This is a genomic window from Flavobacterium aurantiibacter, assembly GCF_002251775.1.
In the GTDB taxonomy this organism is placed as follows: domain Bacteria; phylum Bacteroidota; class Bacteroidia; order Flavobacteriales; family Flavobacteriaceae; genus Flavobacterium; species Flavobacterium aurantiibacter.
Genome location: NZ_NOXX01000153.1, coordinates 1 through 15,166, shown reverse-complemented (window position 1 = coordinate 15,166; position 15,166 = coordinate 1). Strand labels below are relative to the sequence as shown.

Below are 15,166 nucleotides of genomic sequence, written 5' to 3'. Positions count from 1 at the left end.
CTGATTTGATAAGGAACGCAAATGGATAACTCAAAAAATTTATTTTCCTAAAACCAGATTGTCCGAAACCTCGTACATGTGTAAAACCATTAATCTTAATTGCAATGAAAAAAACACATTTACGAGTTGCGTTATTCGCAGTACTAAGTTTTGGAATTATGACCTCGTGCGACGATAGTGAATCAAACACTCCGCCCGTTAACGAGCAACCTGTTGGACCAAATCAAGAATTTTTTGCACTTACAGCCGGTGGCGCTCTTTTAAAAATGAACGCCAATGATACCGCTGCTGTTGCTGCCTCAGTAAGCATCAGTAATTTACTACCGGGCGAAACACTTCGTGCAATTGACTTCCGCCCTGCCACAGGCCAACTATACGGAATAAGCTCTCAATCAAGACTTTATATAATTAATCAATTTACGGGAGCGGCTCGTGCAGTAAACACCGCATCTTTTACAACACCACTAACTGGAAATGCAGTTGGTTTCGACTTTAACCCAACTGTTGATCGTATCCGTATCGTATCATCTTCGGGACAAAATTTACGAGCAAATCCTGAAACAGGTGCGTTAGCAGCAGTCGATGGCAACATAAGCAATTCAGCAGCACAATTAGGCTCGGCAGCTTACACGGGTAACACCGCCGGATCTACAGCAACAGCACTTTATGTAATTGATCATGTAACGAAAACGCTGTATAAGCAAGATCCGCCAAACGACGGAGTTATTACCGCTATTGGTAGTTTAGACTTACCTGAAACCTATGCCGTGGAAGGCGGATTTGATATCGCAGCAAATAACGACACTGCACTTGCGACAGCAAAGACTGGAACTTCTAGCAAATTGTTGCAAATCAACTTAACAAGCGGAAAAGCTACGGATTTAGGAACATTACCTACTGAAATCATTTCTATTGCCATTCCAACAAATCCTGTTGCGTATGCCATCGACAACAGTAATAATTTACATATTTTCAATTTCCAAGATATCAATGGAACTATAGCTAAGCCCATTACAAATTTACAAGCTGGCGAAAACATCGTCGGAATAGATATGCGACCAGCAACGGCACAGCTTTATGCACTTTCTTCTCTTGGCAGATTATACACCATAAATATGTCGAATGGCGCAGCAACAGCACTAGGAAGCGCCCCCGCGGTAGCTTTACAGGGAACGTCATTTGGTTTTGATTTTAATCCAACTGTCGACCGTATTCGAGTGGTTTCAGATGCAGGTCAAAATTTACGTTTAAACCCTATCGACGGCACGCTTGCAGCCACAGATGGCGCGCTAAATCCCGGAACGCCGCAAGTAACTGCTTCGGCCTACACTAATAATTTTGCAGGATCGACCTCTACCCTACTTTTCAATATAGATACCAATACCGACATGTTGTACACTCAAACTCCGCCAAACAACGGTACTTTAGTGGCTCGTGGTTCGCTTGGAGCAGATTTTACCGGAAGCGCTTCGTTCGACATTGGCGGATTAAGTAATGTAGCTTATGCCATTTTAAACTCGGCGGCTGGAACTAAAATCTACAACATCAATACCTTAACCGGTGGTGCAACGGCTGTGGGCGACTTCCCAGCGCAAGTTCGAGGCTTTGCCATTGGGTTAGGTTTTTAAGATAAAAATTGCTGAAAAATTGAAATCTAAAAACGGAAAAGGTTGCCAATTATGGCAACCTTTTTTATTGGTAATGATTTGCTTAAAAAAACTATCGCCGAATTACTTCACATCCATCAATTCTACATCAAAAATCAACGTAGCGTTTGGTGGAATAACGCCTCCAGCACCAGCACTTCCGTAACCTAAATGAGATGGAATTACAAAACGTGCTTTATCGCCTACTTTCAAAAGCGCAATACCTTCATCCCAACCTTCGATAACATGACCTTCACCTAAAGGAAATTCGATAGGTCGTTTTCTTGGATACGATGAATCAAAAACTTTTCCATTATCGAGTTGTCCGGTATAGTGAACACTCACTGTTTTACCTTTCTCGGCTGCTTTACCCGAACCTTGTTGAATAAACTGATATCGTAAACCGCTTTCTGTTTTCTGAAAACCAGCGGCTAATTTTTCCATGGCAGCTTCTGCAGCTTCGCGCTCGGCCGCTAATCTCTTTTTACGATTACCTTCGAAAGTTCTGAACGCTTCCACGGCATTCCATTTCTGCGCTTCTTCACCTACGCGAACAATCTCCACTTGTTGCAATTCGTCGCCTTGCGCAACGGCATCAACTACATCTTGTCCTTCAACAACATGACCAAAAACAGTGTGCTTTCCATCTAACCAATTCGTTGGAATGTGCGTGATAAAAAATTGCGAACCATTTGTGCCCGGTCCAGCGTTTGCCATAGACAATACACCGGGACGATCGTGCTTCAAATCGGCTTTAATTTCATCGTCGAATTTGTAACCCGGACCACCCGTTCCCGTTCCTAACGGACAACCGCCCTGAATCATGAAATCTGGAATTACGCGGTGAAACTTCAACCCATCGTAATACGGTTTGCCTTGCGGACGTGCCGAATTTTCAAGATTTCCTTCTGCCAAAGCAACAAAATTACCGACTGTTCCCGGAGTTTTATCGTGTGTCAACTTAACCGTAATGTCGCCTTTACCTGTTTTAAAACGAGCGTAAATACCGTTTTCCATAAAATGTAGAATTGTAATTTTAGTCGTGCAAAAGTACGGAAAAGAGTTGGTAGCATTTAAAAAACAACTATCAGTATAAATTGAAATACGAAAAACGCTAGTTTACCTTCAAGCTAAAATCAATAAAACATTCAAGTACTTAATTATTTAACGTGAGTTCGATGTAAAAAAATAAAGTTAGAAGTCATATAAATAGTTGATTAAAAGCGGAATTGGGACAATAAGGTGACTCAAAAAAAATATAACGGAGTAAGCGACTGTTTTAACTGTTAGCTGGTAAAATAGCTTAGCAAAAAATTTCGTAAACAATTTAAATGACTCAATTTAAGCTTTCTAACAAAAATTTTTATGTCGAACTCACTTTATTTAGTAATTAATAACGCAAAAATTCTATCTCGCAGGCAACGATCAATAGAAATAATTATACGGCGGTACATCGATAATACTCTGTAAATCATATTTTTATATTTTTTGGGCAGCATTCCCCGTTTTTCACTGCAATACAACCTACCGCTGTCGGTTTCGGTTTATTTTTGCAGGAGCTTCCGTTGGTCGCTGCTGCAAAAACACCTACACACGCCACCGCTACGGTTGTATTTCCATTGCAACCGGGGCTGCAAAAATCGCTACCTATATTTAGTGGAAAAAACGTATAATTAGGAGTTAACAGACGAAGTAAACGACCAATTTACAGTCAAAAATTAGGACAGTACAATTTTCGCAAAATATCAAATTTCTTAAGTCCGGACCACGGGGAAATAAATCGCCCCCAAAAAGCACAGCTACCTCTATTCCAAACAAAAAGCTTTTATTAAATCATTTCTCCCTTATCGATATCTCTAAATGGTCTACAAAATAATTGATTAACTTACTTGGTCTATCAGGCTATCAGAAACGCGCGGCAGCAAGAGAAACAAATAAAAAACCCAACTTTCAAGCGAAGCTTGGGTTGGGTTTTTTATTTGTTTGTGGGAAGAGCAGGATTCGAACCTGCGAAGACATAGTCAGCAGATTTACAGTCTGCCCTCGTTGGCCGCTTGAGTATCTTCCCGCTGCGGTTGCGGGCGCAAATATAACAAGTAGATTCGCCTACACAGCATATTTTTTAAGGATTTTCTGAAACTTTTCTTACTTGCTTCACAGTCAGGCTCTAAAAAATCACCGAACAATTAATTTTTGAACCGAACGCCGACTTTCCGAACGAATTTCCACGAAATACACTCCTGAAGTTAGTTCTAACTGCAATGAAGTAGCCGAAAAATTATCGGCATGGTAAACACGTTGCCCGCTAATATTAAAAATACTCACCGTAGCATTGCTTAAACTCTTTGTAAAGTAAACGACATCAGACGCCGGATTTGGATACAATCGAACCTCCTTGTTCGCGTAATCGGTAGTAGTTAAACTATTGTTCCAAACCTGACCAAAATTGGCGCCAAAAACATATTCTGCTAAAAGCGGCATATCTACAAACGGATTTCGATTCTGCTGCCACAAATGCACCACATTATTGTGATTCATTTCAAAATCATCTGCTGTATCAAGTGCATTCCATTGCAATAACGTGGCTAAATCGCCCACAAAACCTACGGGAACGGTTGGTGGATTACCATTTACCACATTTAAGCCGTTGTAACGAACTGCCATATAAAAAAGTGCGCGAGCTACATCGCCGTGCCATGAACTCAGCGTATTTGCTGGACCATTGTAATCAATACCGTAATTGCGCTCGCTTCGCAATGAGTTTTCAGGGCTGTCTTCTGCACGAATGTGATGCGCGTCTGAATGTCCTGCTAAAATATCGTCGGGACCTGTCGTATCAAATAGATTGAAACCATCGGCTGAACCCGAAGTGCCGTCTGTGAAACCACCACGCGACTGTGGATAAATGTGCTCGCGATTCCAAAAACCTGAAGCACCACTTGTTCCTGTTTGCTGATCTAGTTTCGAGCGCGGTTGTTCTACGTACATCAACCATACTTGATTCGGATTTTCTGGATTTACATCTGCTGCCTTCAAAATTTCAAAAACATCGCCGTATGTATGCTCTCGAACCAAGGTCGAATTAGCAATAATTGCCTGTATAGCTGCTTTTAATTCGTTTCCAGCTTTTCCGTTCAAGCTGTCGTAGTATCCGGCAGGAATGCTGGGAATAACATTTCCATAGGTCGGATTTACAGGCGTTCCGTAATTTAAGGCTTGGAAATCGTTATCAACAACACGAATAATTACGTTATTGTTTAAGCGTTCGTATCCCGAAGGTAGAGCGTTAATAAACGAACGGGCGTCTTCATCGCCTTCGTCAAACGAATCGTCGATAAATGTAATTGAAACTGCCGCCGATTGACTTCCTGCAGCAAATGAAACCGTTGTTGTTGTTTGATAATCTGAGGCTGTAAAACCACCGTTCTCCAAAGTAAACGTAAAAGTAAACGCCGTTTGAGCCGGTTGTTGCAACGAAAATGTAAGTGTAACAGTATTTCCTTCGGTTACGTTCGTTGCCGATAGCTGTGCTGTTAAGCCATTTGCCGAACTTCCACTACCGTCGTTCGGAGCTCCCGGTGTAGGCGCTTTCACCTCATACGTTCCGTCGTTTTTTCGTTGAATACTTTCTGTTTGCGACGAACCATTTACACCTTCATTTATTTGCTCGGTTAAACCTAAAGCTGCTAATAAGCTCGTTGCATCCGGATCGTTGGTGTCGTACGCTAAAGCAGAAATTAGATTCGTATTGGTACAAGGTGTATTCAAAGGCCAATCGCTGGCATTTCCCAAATAAATGGCAACGGCATCCGCACCGTTTTGAAAAGTGTTGTCTGGAAGAATTTGATCTGGAAACGGACTCAATCCTTGATTACCAATCAGAATAATGCCATCGCTGTCGGTGGTAAATCCGTCTAAGTCCATCGCAAAATAAGATGGATTATTGGGCTGACCGCCGTTGAACGCCACCAATACATAGCCGGTTAAAGATTGATTGGGATTAAGAGTCTTGAGTTCGATAAACTCTAAAACATCGGTTCCAGGTGTATCGGCGTCTAATTCATTAATAAATATTTGCGCTTGCGCGGAAACGCATACTAAAAGCAGGCAAATAAACTTGCCCCAGATTTTTTTCATGCCACTGAAAATTAAGACGACAAAGGTACACAACCCTTTTTAGATACTTCGGTCTGACAATTATAAATTTAGCGAAGCAGTTGTGACTGAATAATCAAATGCAAATAGTACTTTTGCACCTCAAAAAAAAGGAATGAAGAAGATTGTTGCGTACCGTGCGCTTTTAGAAGTAGATAAAAATGTAACGCTTAAGGAACTTAAAACCATTTATCGAAATGCGATGAAAGACGCGCATCCAGATAAGTTTCAAGGCGACGACGAAGGTTTAAAAGCAGCCGAAGAACGCAGCAAACAAATTATTGAAGCGTACCACCACTTAGTTTCTATAAATCCGGAAACTCGCGAAGCACAGATGCCGGAATTCCAAGAAACTGTAGCCAAGCAAACTCTGATTGACTACGATTTCGTGGATGGTCGCTTGGTTGTGAAATTCGATAATGGCATCAAATACGAGTTTATTAGCGTTCCAAAAGCTACTTACGTGAAAATGGTTAATGCCGACTCCCCTGCTCGATTTGCCAAGCGCCATATCTTCCCAAGTTTTGTTTGGCGCAAAGTTTCTAACGAAGACTAGTTTTTCTTTGGCTTTCGCCGAAGTTAACGAATGAGTTTAGGATGGGTTTTCGTCCAAGTAGCGCTCCTTGAATACATTGATGTGATGCTGTTGATGGCCTAGAATGATGAATCCTAACGCGCGAACGGAAACAGCTTTATCGGAAGCCGTGCCTACATTTTGTAACTGTGCAGGTTTAAAACTCTTGAACAGCGCTAATGTACTTTGACGCACTAAAGCAAATTCCGTCAGCAATTCTTGAAGATGGCGATTATTGGCGTTTGTATTTTCAGCGAATAAATTCTCATCGTAACCGGGCAAAGCGGTTTGATCGCCGCGACCTATACGCAACGCACGGTATGCAAATACACGTTCGGCATCAATGATGTGTTGAATAATGTCTTTTAATGTCCATTTTCCAGGTGCATAGCGGTAATCGTGTTTTCCCAGAGGGACGTTTTGCACAAAGTGAATAAACTCGTGCTGTTTGATTTCTAAATTATCGAAAAGTTCGATGTTTTCTAAAGCCGTGATGTAACGCGCGTAGAAATCGGCGTATTCGTTGATGGGAAGTTGATCTTTAAACATATTTTAATTGAGAATATAAGTTAACATAGCGCTTACGCAGAATTGCGACTGGCGTTTGTGTTTCCAAACAGTGAACGGGAAATGAGTTTCTCGTATTTCGCAAACGTTTCGGCATCTAGTTGCTGTTCGGTGGCTTGTACTTGCATCATCGCGTATTGCTGAATCACTAAAAGTGGTCGTGCAATTTCCTCACGTGCCTGAACGGAGGCCTCGCCTACCGGATAATTTTCCATTAAAGTTTGCTGATCCGAAAGTTCGAGTAATAGCGATTTGCTGAGCAAATATTCTTCATAAATCAATTGCCAAAACGCACCGTATTTTGCATCGTTTTGCATGTATTTAGTTAGTGAAAAATACGACTTTGCGAGCGACATCATGCTGTTTTCGAGCAGTGTTTTAAAGAAGAGCGAACGGGAAAACAACTCTTGCACGTGTTGCCATTTGCCTGAATCTTTTGCGTGTTTTAAAGCTGTTCCGACGCCAAAAAATCCGGGAACATTTTGTTTGAGCTGGCTCCACGAACCCACAAACGGAATAGCGCGCAAATCTTGCAACTGCAATTTCGTATCGGCCTTTCGTTTTGCGGGTCGACTACCGATATTGAGTTGCGAGAAATATTTTAACGTACTTCGTTCTTCGAGATACGGAACAAACAATTCGTGATTTTTAAACGAATCGTATTTGGCGTGTCCGACCCGAGCTAAATCGTCCAATAATTCTTGATCGGCGGCGCTTAAAACTTGCGTATCGCGGTAATCGGTTGTATTTCGAAAACCAGCAGAAAGCAAATTTTCGAGATTGAATTTACATGAATCGAGCGTTCCGAAAGTCGAACTTACGGTTTGACCTTGAATGGTAATCTGAATTTCGCGATTCGCAATTTCTTTACCTAAACCGGCGTAAAATTGATGTGTTCGGCCGCCGCCACGCGCAGGTGGACCGCCACGACCGTCGAAAAACAAAACCTGAATACCGTACTGTTCCGACATGCGTGTGATTTCGAGTTTGGCTTTATAAATACTCCAATTTGCCATGAGATAACCGCCGTCTTTGGTGCCGTCTGAAAATCCGAGCATGACCGTTTGTAGGTTTCCACGTGCTTGCAAATGCGTTCTGTAGCCTGCGTGCGTGTACAAGCACTCCATGATTGCGGCTGCGCGCGACAAGTCGGAAATAACTTCGAATAAAGGAACGATATCAATGGGCGCTTGTTCGTTGGCCGATAATCGCAAAGCGTGGCGAATAATTTGATGTACGTCGAGCACATCGGTATCGCTTTCACAATTGCTAATGATGTATCGATGGCAAGCATCATGACCGTTGAGCTCTTGCAAACGAATCATGGTTTTTACCGATTCTAAGGTATCCGTTTCGATGTCGTTTAAATCGGTATTTTGATGACTTAGTTTTTCGACTAAGCCTCTGTGAATTTTACTGTTTTGCCGAACGTCGAGCGTGGCGAAATGAAACTTAAATAAACGAACTTTTGTTAGCAGTAATTGTATGTTTTCAAGATAGATACCTTGATGCTTCTCAACTAAAAGATTACTTATTTCTTGAAGCTTTTCGACCAGATACTCGTAACTAATAAAATTCGGATCGGCGTTATAAAAAACAGTTCTGTACAAGCGGTATTCGATATCTGCTATTAAGTCGGTTACACCTGAAAAAGTGAGTTTTCGTTTGAGTTTCCGAATGTCTTGGTAATAACATTTGAGAATAGACGTTCGCAAACGCATACCAACTTCAAAGGTAGCTTGCGCGGTTACAAACGGATTCCCATCGCGATCGCCGCCGGGCCAAAATCCGAAACCCAGTACGTTGTGATCGATTAGTTGCAGGCGTTCAAGATCGAAAGTGATTTCGGCAGCGCTGTGGTAACATACGTTTTCAAGATACCAAATTAACGACGTTGCTTCGTTAAACGGACTCGGTTTTTCTTTGCGAATGAACGGCGTTTTACCTAATTGCGTTAACAGCGATTTGATTTCAAACAAGTCGTCTTTTTTCAATGCACAGGTTAAATCGGTAATAATGCCCAGCACCGAACCCGGATAAAATTGTGTCGGATGTGCCGTTAAAATGATTTTCGTCTTGAAATTCGCAGCTGTTTTCTTAAGCTTTTTTAAATCAGTGTTTTCGAGCAGATGCGCTAAAGTTCCGGGACCGTTTAAGTTGTTGACTTCAGCAAAGCCGGCATCTTCCACAGCATCAAACAGTACAATTTGTCGTTCGATGTATTGAATAAATCGGAATAGTAAATCGATTTGTGCCGATTCGGGTTTGTCGGGAAAGTACTGTTGGAAGAATTGGGAAACGATTTCTTTTGGAGAAAGTTCGTTTTCGAGTCCGTGGCTGCAGCTTTCGGCGAATAGCGGCAAAAGCGCGCCGGTATTGTCGATCGCATCGAAAGGCAGTGTGATAAACAAGCTGTTGTATAAATCGTAGCGTGCTTTTACGCGTTTTTGAAACGTTTGCAATGGCGAATTGTGGTACATGGCTTACAGGTGCAACAGGTGAGATGCCAAGATACGAAATGGAAACGTTTTTTTTGCACTTTTTCCGTGTTAGCGGTTGGAGCGACATCCTTTTGCCGGAGTTCCGCAGGCAAAAGATACAGCGGAAGACGCGACGGCAAAAGCGCGGCTTGGGTTTCGCCGGGCTTTTGCCGGAACACCCAAATAACAAAAATTAGAATTTTGGTTATTGGAATTGAGTTGTTTACATTGATTTTTCTTCCAATAAAAAAACCGATGCGGTGAAACATCGGTTTTGGAATTTAAAGCGCGGAGGCTTACATATTTTTGAAGATGGTGTGCATTAAACGTTTTTTGTCGTTGATGCTTTCTTCGAGTGAAATCATGGTTTCGGTGCGGTACACGCCTTCGATATCGTCGATCATGAAGATAACGTCTTTTGCGTGTTTGGTGTCTTTTGCACGGATTTTACAGAAAATGTTGAATTTTCCGGTGGTTACGTGTGCTACGGTTACGAATGGGATTTCGTTGATGCGCTCGAGAACGAATTTGGTTTGCGAGGTGTTGTTGAGGAATACACCTACGTAAGCGATGAATGAATATCCAAGTTTCTCATAATCAAGCGTTAATGAAGAACCCATGATGATACCGGCGTCTTCCATTTTTTTAACGCGCACGTGCACGGTTCCGGCTGAAATCAGCAATTTTTTCGCGATATCGGTAAAAGGCACTCTGGTGTTATCAATTAACATATCCAGAATCTGATGATCTACTTCGTCTAATCTGAACTTACTCATATTCTTGTGTTTGTCTGTTGTCTGCAATTACGTGTCCGTTGCGGATTTGCTGGGTTCCCACGGTAAAGTTTGCATCAACATTCGAACTTTCGAGTAAATCGTTGTAATTCAGTTGCGCCACTTCACCGTTGAAATCGTAAGTTTTGTGACCTACGAAAATTGCGTTTTCTTCTAATTTTCTGAGTTTAGCTCTAAAAAATATCGAATTTTCTGCAAATTCCTCAACGAATTGAGCGGCAAAATTGATTAAAAAATCTGAATTAGCATAATTTATTTTGACGTTTTTATAAACAATGTCGAAAAACAGGGGTTGATTTTGCGGAATTTTTAAGTATTCCGAAATTTCGGTATCAACTATAACGTTTTCGTGATAATTTGAGAATGTTGATAATAATGCAACAAAAATGAGATTTCGGGTTTTTTCGCGTTGATAATCGTTTGGAAAGTGACCAGCTTCGATGAGAATCGTTGGCGTTCCGAGGTTTTGGAAGGTATCGCCGGTACAATTCAGGTTAAAACTATCGTCGAAACGCCCAACTTGATTGGGGATATAGTTTTGAAGCTCGCGATTAATGACATTAATATAATGTACCGCTTGGAGCCGCGCGGGATTAAAATTGCGTTCCGGATTAAAAGCTGGCGCCAGTAACGAGACAGTTGCTGGATTGATTTCTGGAGTTTCGACACCAAATATAGTGCGCTGATCGTGCAGATTTAAGCACAACTGAGGTTTGAAGAGCTGGTACACGTGGCGTAAAAACCGACTTTCAGGTTGCGAGAGTTCTTGTGCATCGCGATTTAAATCGATTTTATTGGCGTTTTCGCGGGTGTAGCGATGAGCGCCGTCGGGATTGAGCATAGGGATGATTCCGAGTTGCAGATCGTGTCGTGCGAGGAAATCCGGATTGGCTTTTAGGAAGCAAATGAGATCGACTACCGCCTTGGTAGTTGTTGACTCGTTTCCGTGCATTTGCGACCACATGAGAATGCGTTTGGAGCCCGAGCCGAATTTAAGAAATGGAATGGGGCGTTCTTCTACCGAAAACCCAAGCATACTTTTTTGCACTTTGTATTCTAAAAGAAAAGCGCTGATCATTTCGAAATTGAGATACCTACCGCTGATACCAGAGTAGGCGAACTCTTTGGCGAGATCTAGGAATTTAGACTTTGTCATGCTGTAAAAGTACAAAAAGGATAGTTTACAATTGTAAACACATAAAAACACTAACACTTTCAAATATTTGTTTACATTTGTAAATAGTAAAGAAGAAATGTAAATTTATAAGCGTATATAATATTTAAATTATTGTTTTTCAGTATTTTGAATATTAATACATAAAGTAATAGATTTAGTTACTAAATATCAGACGCTAATCAAAGAATAAAGACAATTAGTTATGGATTCTATCGACGAAATAGCCGAGCGCATTAAAGAAGTAATGCATCGTATGAGTGAAAGTCCGACGAGTTTTGCCGATAAATTACAAGTGCAACGTTCGTCGATTTCCCACATTTTATCCGGACGAAATAAACCCAGTTTAGATTTCGTTTTGAAGTTGTTGCATGCCTACCCGAGTATTTCGGCCGACTATATTTTATTTGGAACGGCTGTTGAAACGATTCAGGGAAACAAGACAGAAACCGATTTGGACACCAACAATGAGACAACGACGCCTTCAGCAGTTGCAGCGGTATCATCGCCGAATCGCGACAAGAAATTGAAACAAGTGGTTTTGTTGTACGAAGACGGAACATTTAGTACCTACCTACCGCAAGCCACCGAATAAAAACAAGAAAGCCCCGGTTGTACCGAGGCTCCCTGACCAATAAAACAAACACAAAAATCAAGCGTAGTAACCTAACGAACGTCCGACTAAAAATCGGAATAAATCACTCTAAACTATTGTAAGACAGCCTTTTTATAACTAATTGCTTTTTTAACCTAAACATTTTACAGTAGCTTATTCTGCTGGTTTTCTTCAGATCATTTTGCATTAGAAAGAAATCCGCTTGATAAACACCCGTTTAGCTGTTTTTCTTACAGTGATTTTTAGATCGGACTCTCGTTAACCTAAAATCTTTCTTATGTTTACATTTACGAGAATAGATTTAATTTGGTTTTTTGTCAGCGCTGTTTTTTGATAAATTTTTTAAAAAATCGTTTCCACATGCGAAAAACCAGTTTAAAACCAAGGTATTTTTGATATAAGCACCGCAGGTAAAACATCTATGTCCATACAGCCTACTTTCCTACAAAAACTTAAAAGTTATTTCGTTCCCGTTTGTGTGGAGCGTTTTCAATCGGATTACAACGGACTCATCGAAATAAACTGCGTGTCGGGAAAACTCGTCGTAGATTCTGAAAACACCAATTACAGTTATGGTTCGTTGCAGAAAATTCTAAAATACGGACTGATACATGTGGGCTATTCGCGCATTCGACGGATGGAACGTATCTTGGTATTGGGACTCGCTGGCGGCAGCATTTTGGAAACTTTACAACGCGAGGTGCGGTTTGAAGGTGCCATTACGTGTGTGGACATCGACCGTACGCTTGTGGAACGACTCCAAAGTTGCTACGCGTATCAGACAAATCAAAACGTATCGGTTGTATTCGATGACGCGTTCAACTTTGTGCTGCGAAATACTGAGAAATATGATTTAGTAATTGTCGACATCTTTTTAGACACGAAGTTGCCGGACTTTCTGTTCGAACTGCATTTTCTAAAAAAACTATTTGCCGACATGCCCGCCAAGGGAATATTGCTTTTCAACACGATGGTGCTCACTACCGCCGACAGAGCCCGCAACGACCGCTATTTACGAGATATTGCCGCTTTAGGTCTAGAACCCGAACTCCTTACCAAAGTAGAACCACATACCGAACTGATTTGTATTGAGAAGAGGTAGTGGGAAGATTTAAAGATTTAAAGATTGAAAGATTGAAAGATTGAAAGATTGGAAGATTGAAAGATCTAAGAAAACAGAAAAAAGCTAAAAAAGTGAATTCCTATCTATGTCTAAAAAATGTTCACCGTTTTTAAGGTTAATTCTTGATTATCAAATACAGCTAAACTTAGACAATGAATCTACCAGTTCTTATAAGTTAACCGCTGAAGCATTCGAATCGGAATCAAAAGTAGTCTTCGCTCTTCGGAAAACTCTAATTTGGGATTCAACTTTTTTATACCGATCCGTATATGGTTTACAGTTTCCGTCTAGAAAATTAGACGACCATGGAATCAATTTAGGCGCGTAAAATCTGTGTTGTTTTTTGAACTTCAAAACCATTTTTTCTTCTTCTGTAGTCATACGAACAAAGTAAGAAGGCGCTCGAGGAACATGTTTTATATATTCAAAAAAATCATACAAGGCTTGATTCTTAATCGTATCTGTCTCACTTGCAAAGTAATAATGTTTGGCTCTATATTCATTAGCATTATCGAGAACATCAAGGTTATTTTTAAAAAAACTGATAAAACTTTTGCTGCTCACCGTTACTAAATGCTCGGGTTTTAGTTCGATAAAGTTTGGAAAAGAATAATCGTTCGAGCTTTCACCATCCAAATTATAAATCTTCGAAGTTTGATATAAATGGACGTCGCTGACACTGTCGAGGATAAAAACCACGTCCGTATAAAATCGATTTTGAAAATCCGGAGGAGCGGGCCGCGGAATGCTACTGTTTTTTTGTAGAGAATCCTGCTCAGAAATAACGTACAACCGCCGTTCATTCTTTAAAGAACGTTGCTCACAACCCAGCAACAATAGCGAAAGCACAAATATTTTGATTGGCGCTATTCGCATAAAATGAAAAAATCCGGCAAGACTACTTTTCATTGTTTTAAACTTTATGATAGAAGAACAAAACACAAATTAAGCAAACAAGCGCAGTATTAATCCATAGCATAACACGTTCAAACGCTAAGCTTTTATCTGTGCTTCGAGTAAGTTTCGATGCTAAATTTACATTTCCGTCTTTAATTACAGTCGACATTCGAGGTATTTCGTAAAAAAGTGAAGTTCCGTTATCTAAAACTTTATTGAGGTAAACTATTTGATTTCTACTATCTTTTGCAACCAACCAGAAATTGCTGCTATCATTTTCAAACCAAAAGGCAGAAGTTTCGTTTGCACTCAATTCTGCGTGATAAATAGTGGCGCTCTGAGTCTGCCTATTAACATCATCCCAAAAAGTAATCGTATAAATTTTTAAGCGCTGCTCCGTTTTATTGGTCAATTTTAGTTCAATAGGTGTCGACGCGCCAAAACAGGATTTATCGACACGGTAAATAAAGAATGTAAAAACACCAATTATCAAACCAAAATATAGTACAGTTCTGCTTTTCTTTTTTCCTGCAAACAGAAAATAGTACAAGAGTACCCCCGCTAGAAGCGCAGCTGTTAAAAGATATACATTCATTCAAATTATTTAAAAATCAATTACTTACAAATTACTCACGATGTTGTTCAAATACTGTGAAATGAACAACCTTTTGGCGAAACCGTGCAAGGAGCATGCAAGATTATAACAATTTTATTCCATAAACATTGTGTTCCCAACAAAGCAACAGTACGATTATTGTGATTTTTTATTTGGGGGTGCCGGCGGTACAATCGTAGCGCTTCGCAAACGTTTCGCTGAACCGCCGTCGCGCCATCCGCTGTATCTTTCCGGCGAACGCATGGTGGAAATAATTTAGCGCCGCAAAGGATGCCGCTGCTGTCGCTCACCCAGAAAAGAATAGAAAAAAGCTAAAAAATGGAAAATCATAAAATAAAGAATTAAACTTCGACACGCTAAGACACGAACGATTTGTGGGTTCGGGCGGGTAAAACGATACGTATAGTGACGAACGTCGCGGAGTCTATTCCGATAGCTATCGGGACTAGCTTCTATCTTCTAAATAAGACTTCGACAAACTCACGTACCAGCTTTTTAAGCGCACAGAAAACACTGAACCTCAC

The 15,166-nt window shown here is 40.8% G+C and carries 12 protein-coding genes and 1 tRNA gene; 4 read left to right on the top strand and 9 right to left on the bottom strand.

Going from position 1 to position 15,166, the window contains the following annotated elements:
* The first annotated feature begins 104 nt into the window (after window positions 1-104).
* Entirely contained in the window at window positions 105-1,628 is a 1,524-nt protein-coding gene (locus tag CHX27_RS03655; RefSeq protein WP_094485410.1) for a DUF4394 domain-containing protein, read from the top strand.
* A 102-nt stretch (window positions 1,629-1,730) separates the two neighbouring features.
* On the opposite strand, the gene CHX27_RS03650 is transcribed toward CHX27_RS03655, so the two are convergent.
* The 3 genes from CHX27_RS03650 to CHX27_RS03640 all read right to left on the bottom strand — a co-directional run bounded on the left by CHX27_RS03650 (window position 1,731) and on the right by CHX27_RS03640 (window position 5,783).
* Window positions 1,731-2,663, bottom strand: a complete 933-nt coding sequence (locus CHX27_RS03650) for a peptidylprolyl isomerase (protein ID WP_094485409.1) — start codon at window positions 2,661-2,663, stop codon at window positions 1,731-1,733.
* Window positions 2,664-3,632: 969 nt separating this feature from the next.
* Window positions 3,633-3,714, bottom strand: a tRNA-Tyr gene (locus tag CHX27_RS03645).
* Window positions 3,715-3,821: 107 nt separating this feature from the next.
* Window positions 3,822-5,783 carry an endonuclease gene (locus tag CHX27_RS03640; protein WP_094485408.1) on the bottom strand — a complete coding sequence of 654 codons (1,962 nt, stop codon included), beginning with the start codon at window positions 5,781-5,783 and terminating at the stop codon, window positions 3,822-3,824.
* A gap of 133 nt (window positions 5,784-5,916) precedes the next feature.
* Here CHX27_RS03640 and CHX27_RS03635 point away from each other — a divergent pair, with 133 nt between their 5' ends.
* On the top strand, window positions 5,917-6,357 hold the full coding sequence (locus tag CHX27_RS03635) for a KTSC domain-containing protein (RefSeq protein ID WP_094485407.1): 441 nt from the start codon (window positions 5,917-5,919) through the stop codon (window positions 6,355-6,357).
* A 36-nt stretch (window positions 6,358-6,393) separates the two neighbouring features.
* Here the strand turns inward: CHX27_RS03635 and CHX27_RS03630 are convergent, their stop codons facing one another.
* The 4 genes from CHX27_RS03630 to CHX27_RS03615 all read right to left on the bottom strand — a co-directional run bounded on the left by CHX27_RS03630 (window position 6,394) and on the right by CHX27_RS03615 (window position 11,372).
* Window positions 6,394-6,924, bottom strand: coding sequence for a DinB family protein (locus CHX27_RS03630; RefSeq protein ID WP_094485406.1), 531 nt, complete (start codon window positions 6,922-6,924; stop codon window positions 6,394-6,396).
* Between the two features lie 32 nt (window positions 6,925-6,956).
* Window positions 6,957-9,422 (bottom strand): phosphoenolpyruvate carboxylase, encoded by a 2,466-nt coding sequence (locus tag CHX27_RS03625; protein WP_094485405.1) that lies wholly within the window; start codon window positions 9,420-9,422, stop codon window positions 6,957-6,959.
* A gap of 296 nt (window positions 9,423-9,718) precedes the next feature.
* A complete protein-coding gene (locus tag CHX27_RS03620; protein ID WP_091140893.1) occupies window positions 9,719-10,198 on the bottom strand; it encodes an Lrp/AsnC family transcriptional regulator in 480 nt (159 codons plus the stop codon).
* On the bottom strand, window positions 10,191-11,372 hold the full coding sequence (locus CHX27_RS03615) for a M14 family zinc carboxypeptidase (RefSeq protein WP_094485404.1): 1,182 nt from the start codon (window positions 11,370-11,372) through the stop codon (window positions 10,191-10,193). The genes CHX27_RS03620 and CHX27_RS03615 overlap by 8 nt, the downstream gene beginning before the upstream one ends.
* A 223-nt stretch (window positions 11,373-11,595) precedes the next feature.
* Between CHX27_RS03615 and CHX27_RS03610 the strand changes: the two genes are divergently transcribed.
* On the top strand, window positions 11,596-11,985 hold the full coding sequence (locus CHX27_RS03610; protein ID WP_243388953.1) for a helix-turn-helix domain-containing protein: 390 nt from the start codon (window positions 11,596-11,598) through the stop codon (window positions 11,983-11,985).
* A gap of 442 nt (window positions 11,986-12,427) precedes the next feature.
* Entirely contained in the window at window positions 12,428-13,108 is a 681-nt protein-coding gene (locus CHX27_RS03605; protein WP_094485403.1) for a spermidine synthase, read from the top strand.
* A gap of 189 nt (window positions 13,109-13,297) precedes the next feature.
* On the opposite strand, the gene CHX27_RS03600 is transcribed toward CHX27_RS03605, so the two are convergent.
* Window positions 13,298-14,038 carry a hypothetical protein gene (locus CHX27_RS03600; RefSeq protein ID WP_094485402.1) on the bottom strand — a complete coding sequence of 247 codons (741 nt, stop codon included), beginning with the start codon at window positions 14,036-14,038 and terminating at the stop codon, window positions 13,298-13,300.
* Window positions 14,039-14,042: 4 nt separating this feature from the next.
* The gene (locus CHX27_RS03595; protein WP_094485401.1) at window positions 14,043-14,621 is read right to left on the bottom strand and encodes a hypothetical protein; all 579 of its coding nucleotides are present in this window, start codon (window positions 14,619-14,621) and stop codon (window positions 14,043-14,045) included.
* Window positions 14,622-15,166: the final 545 nt, after the last annotated feature.

What these genes read in the sequence shown, in the direction of transcription:
- CHX27_RS03640 (WP_094485408.1), bottom strand. Translation starts at nt 5,783, where the DNA reads ATGAAAAAAATCTGGGGCAAGTTTATTTGCCTGCTTTTAGTATGCGTT.
- CHX27_RS03655 (WP_094485410.1), top strand. Translation starts at nt 105, where the DNA reads ATGAAAAAAACACATTTACGAGTTGCGTTATTCGCAGTACTAAGTTTT.
- CHX27_RS03625 (WP_094485405.1), bottom strand. Translation starts at nt 9,422, where the DNA reads ATGTACCACAATTCGCCATTGCAAACGTTTCAAAAACGCGTAAAAGCA.
- CHX27_RS03610 (WP_243388953.1), top strand. Translation starts at nt 11,596, where the DNA reads ATGGATTCTATCGACGAAATAGCCGAGCGCATTAAAGAAGTAATGCAT.
- CHX27_RS03605 (WP_094485403.1), top strand. Translation starts at nt 12,428, where the DNA reads ATGTCCATACAGCCTACTTTCCTACAAAAACTTAAAAGTTATTTCGTT.
- CHX27_RS03635 (WP_094485407.1), top strand. Translation starts at nt 5,917, where the DNA reads ATGAAGAAGATTGTTGCGTACCGTGCGCTTTTAGAAGTAGATAAAAAT.
- CHX27_RS03650 (WP_094485409.1), bottom strand. Translation starts at nt 2,663, where the DNA reads ATGGAAAACGGTATTTACGCTCGTTTTAAAACAGGTAAAGGCGACATT.
- CHX27_RS03615 (WP_094485404.1), bottom strand. Translation starts at nt 11,372, where the DNA reads ATGACAAAGTCTAAATTCCTAGATCTCGCCAAAGAGTTCGCCTACTCT.
- CHX27_RS03630 (WP_094485406.1), bottom strand. Translation starts at nt 6,924, where the DNA reads ATGTTTAAAGATCAACTTCCCATCAACGAATACGCCGATTTCTACGCG.
- CHX27_RS03595 (WP_094485401.1), bottom strand. Translation starts at nt 14,621, where the DNA reads ATGAATGTATATCTTTTAACAGCTGCGCTTCTAGCGGGGGTACTCTTG.
- CHX27_RS03600 (WP_094485402.1), bottom strand. Translation starts at nt 14,038, where the DNA reads ATGAAAAGTAGTCTTGCCGGATTTTTTCATTTTATGCGAATAGCGCCA.
- CHX27_RS03620 (WP_091140893.1), bottom strand. Translation starts at nt 10,198, where the DNA reads ATGAGTAAGTTCAGATTAGACGAAGTAGATCATCAGATTCTGGATATG.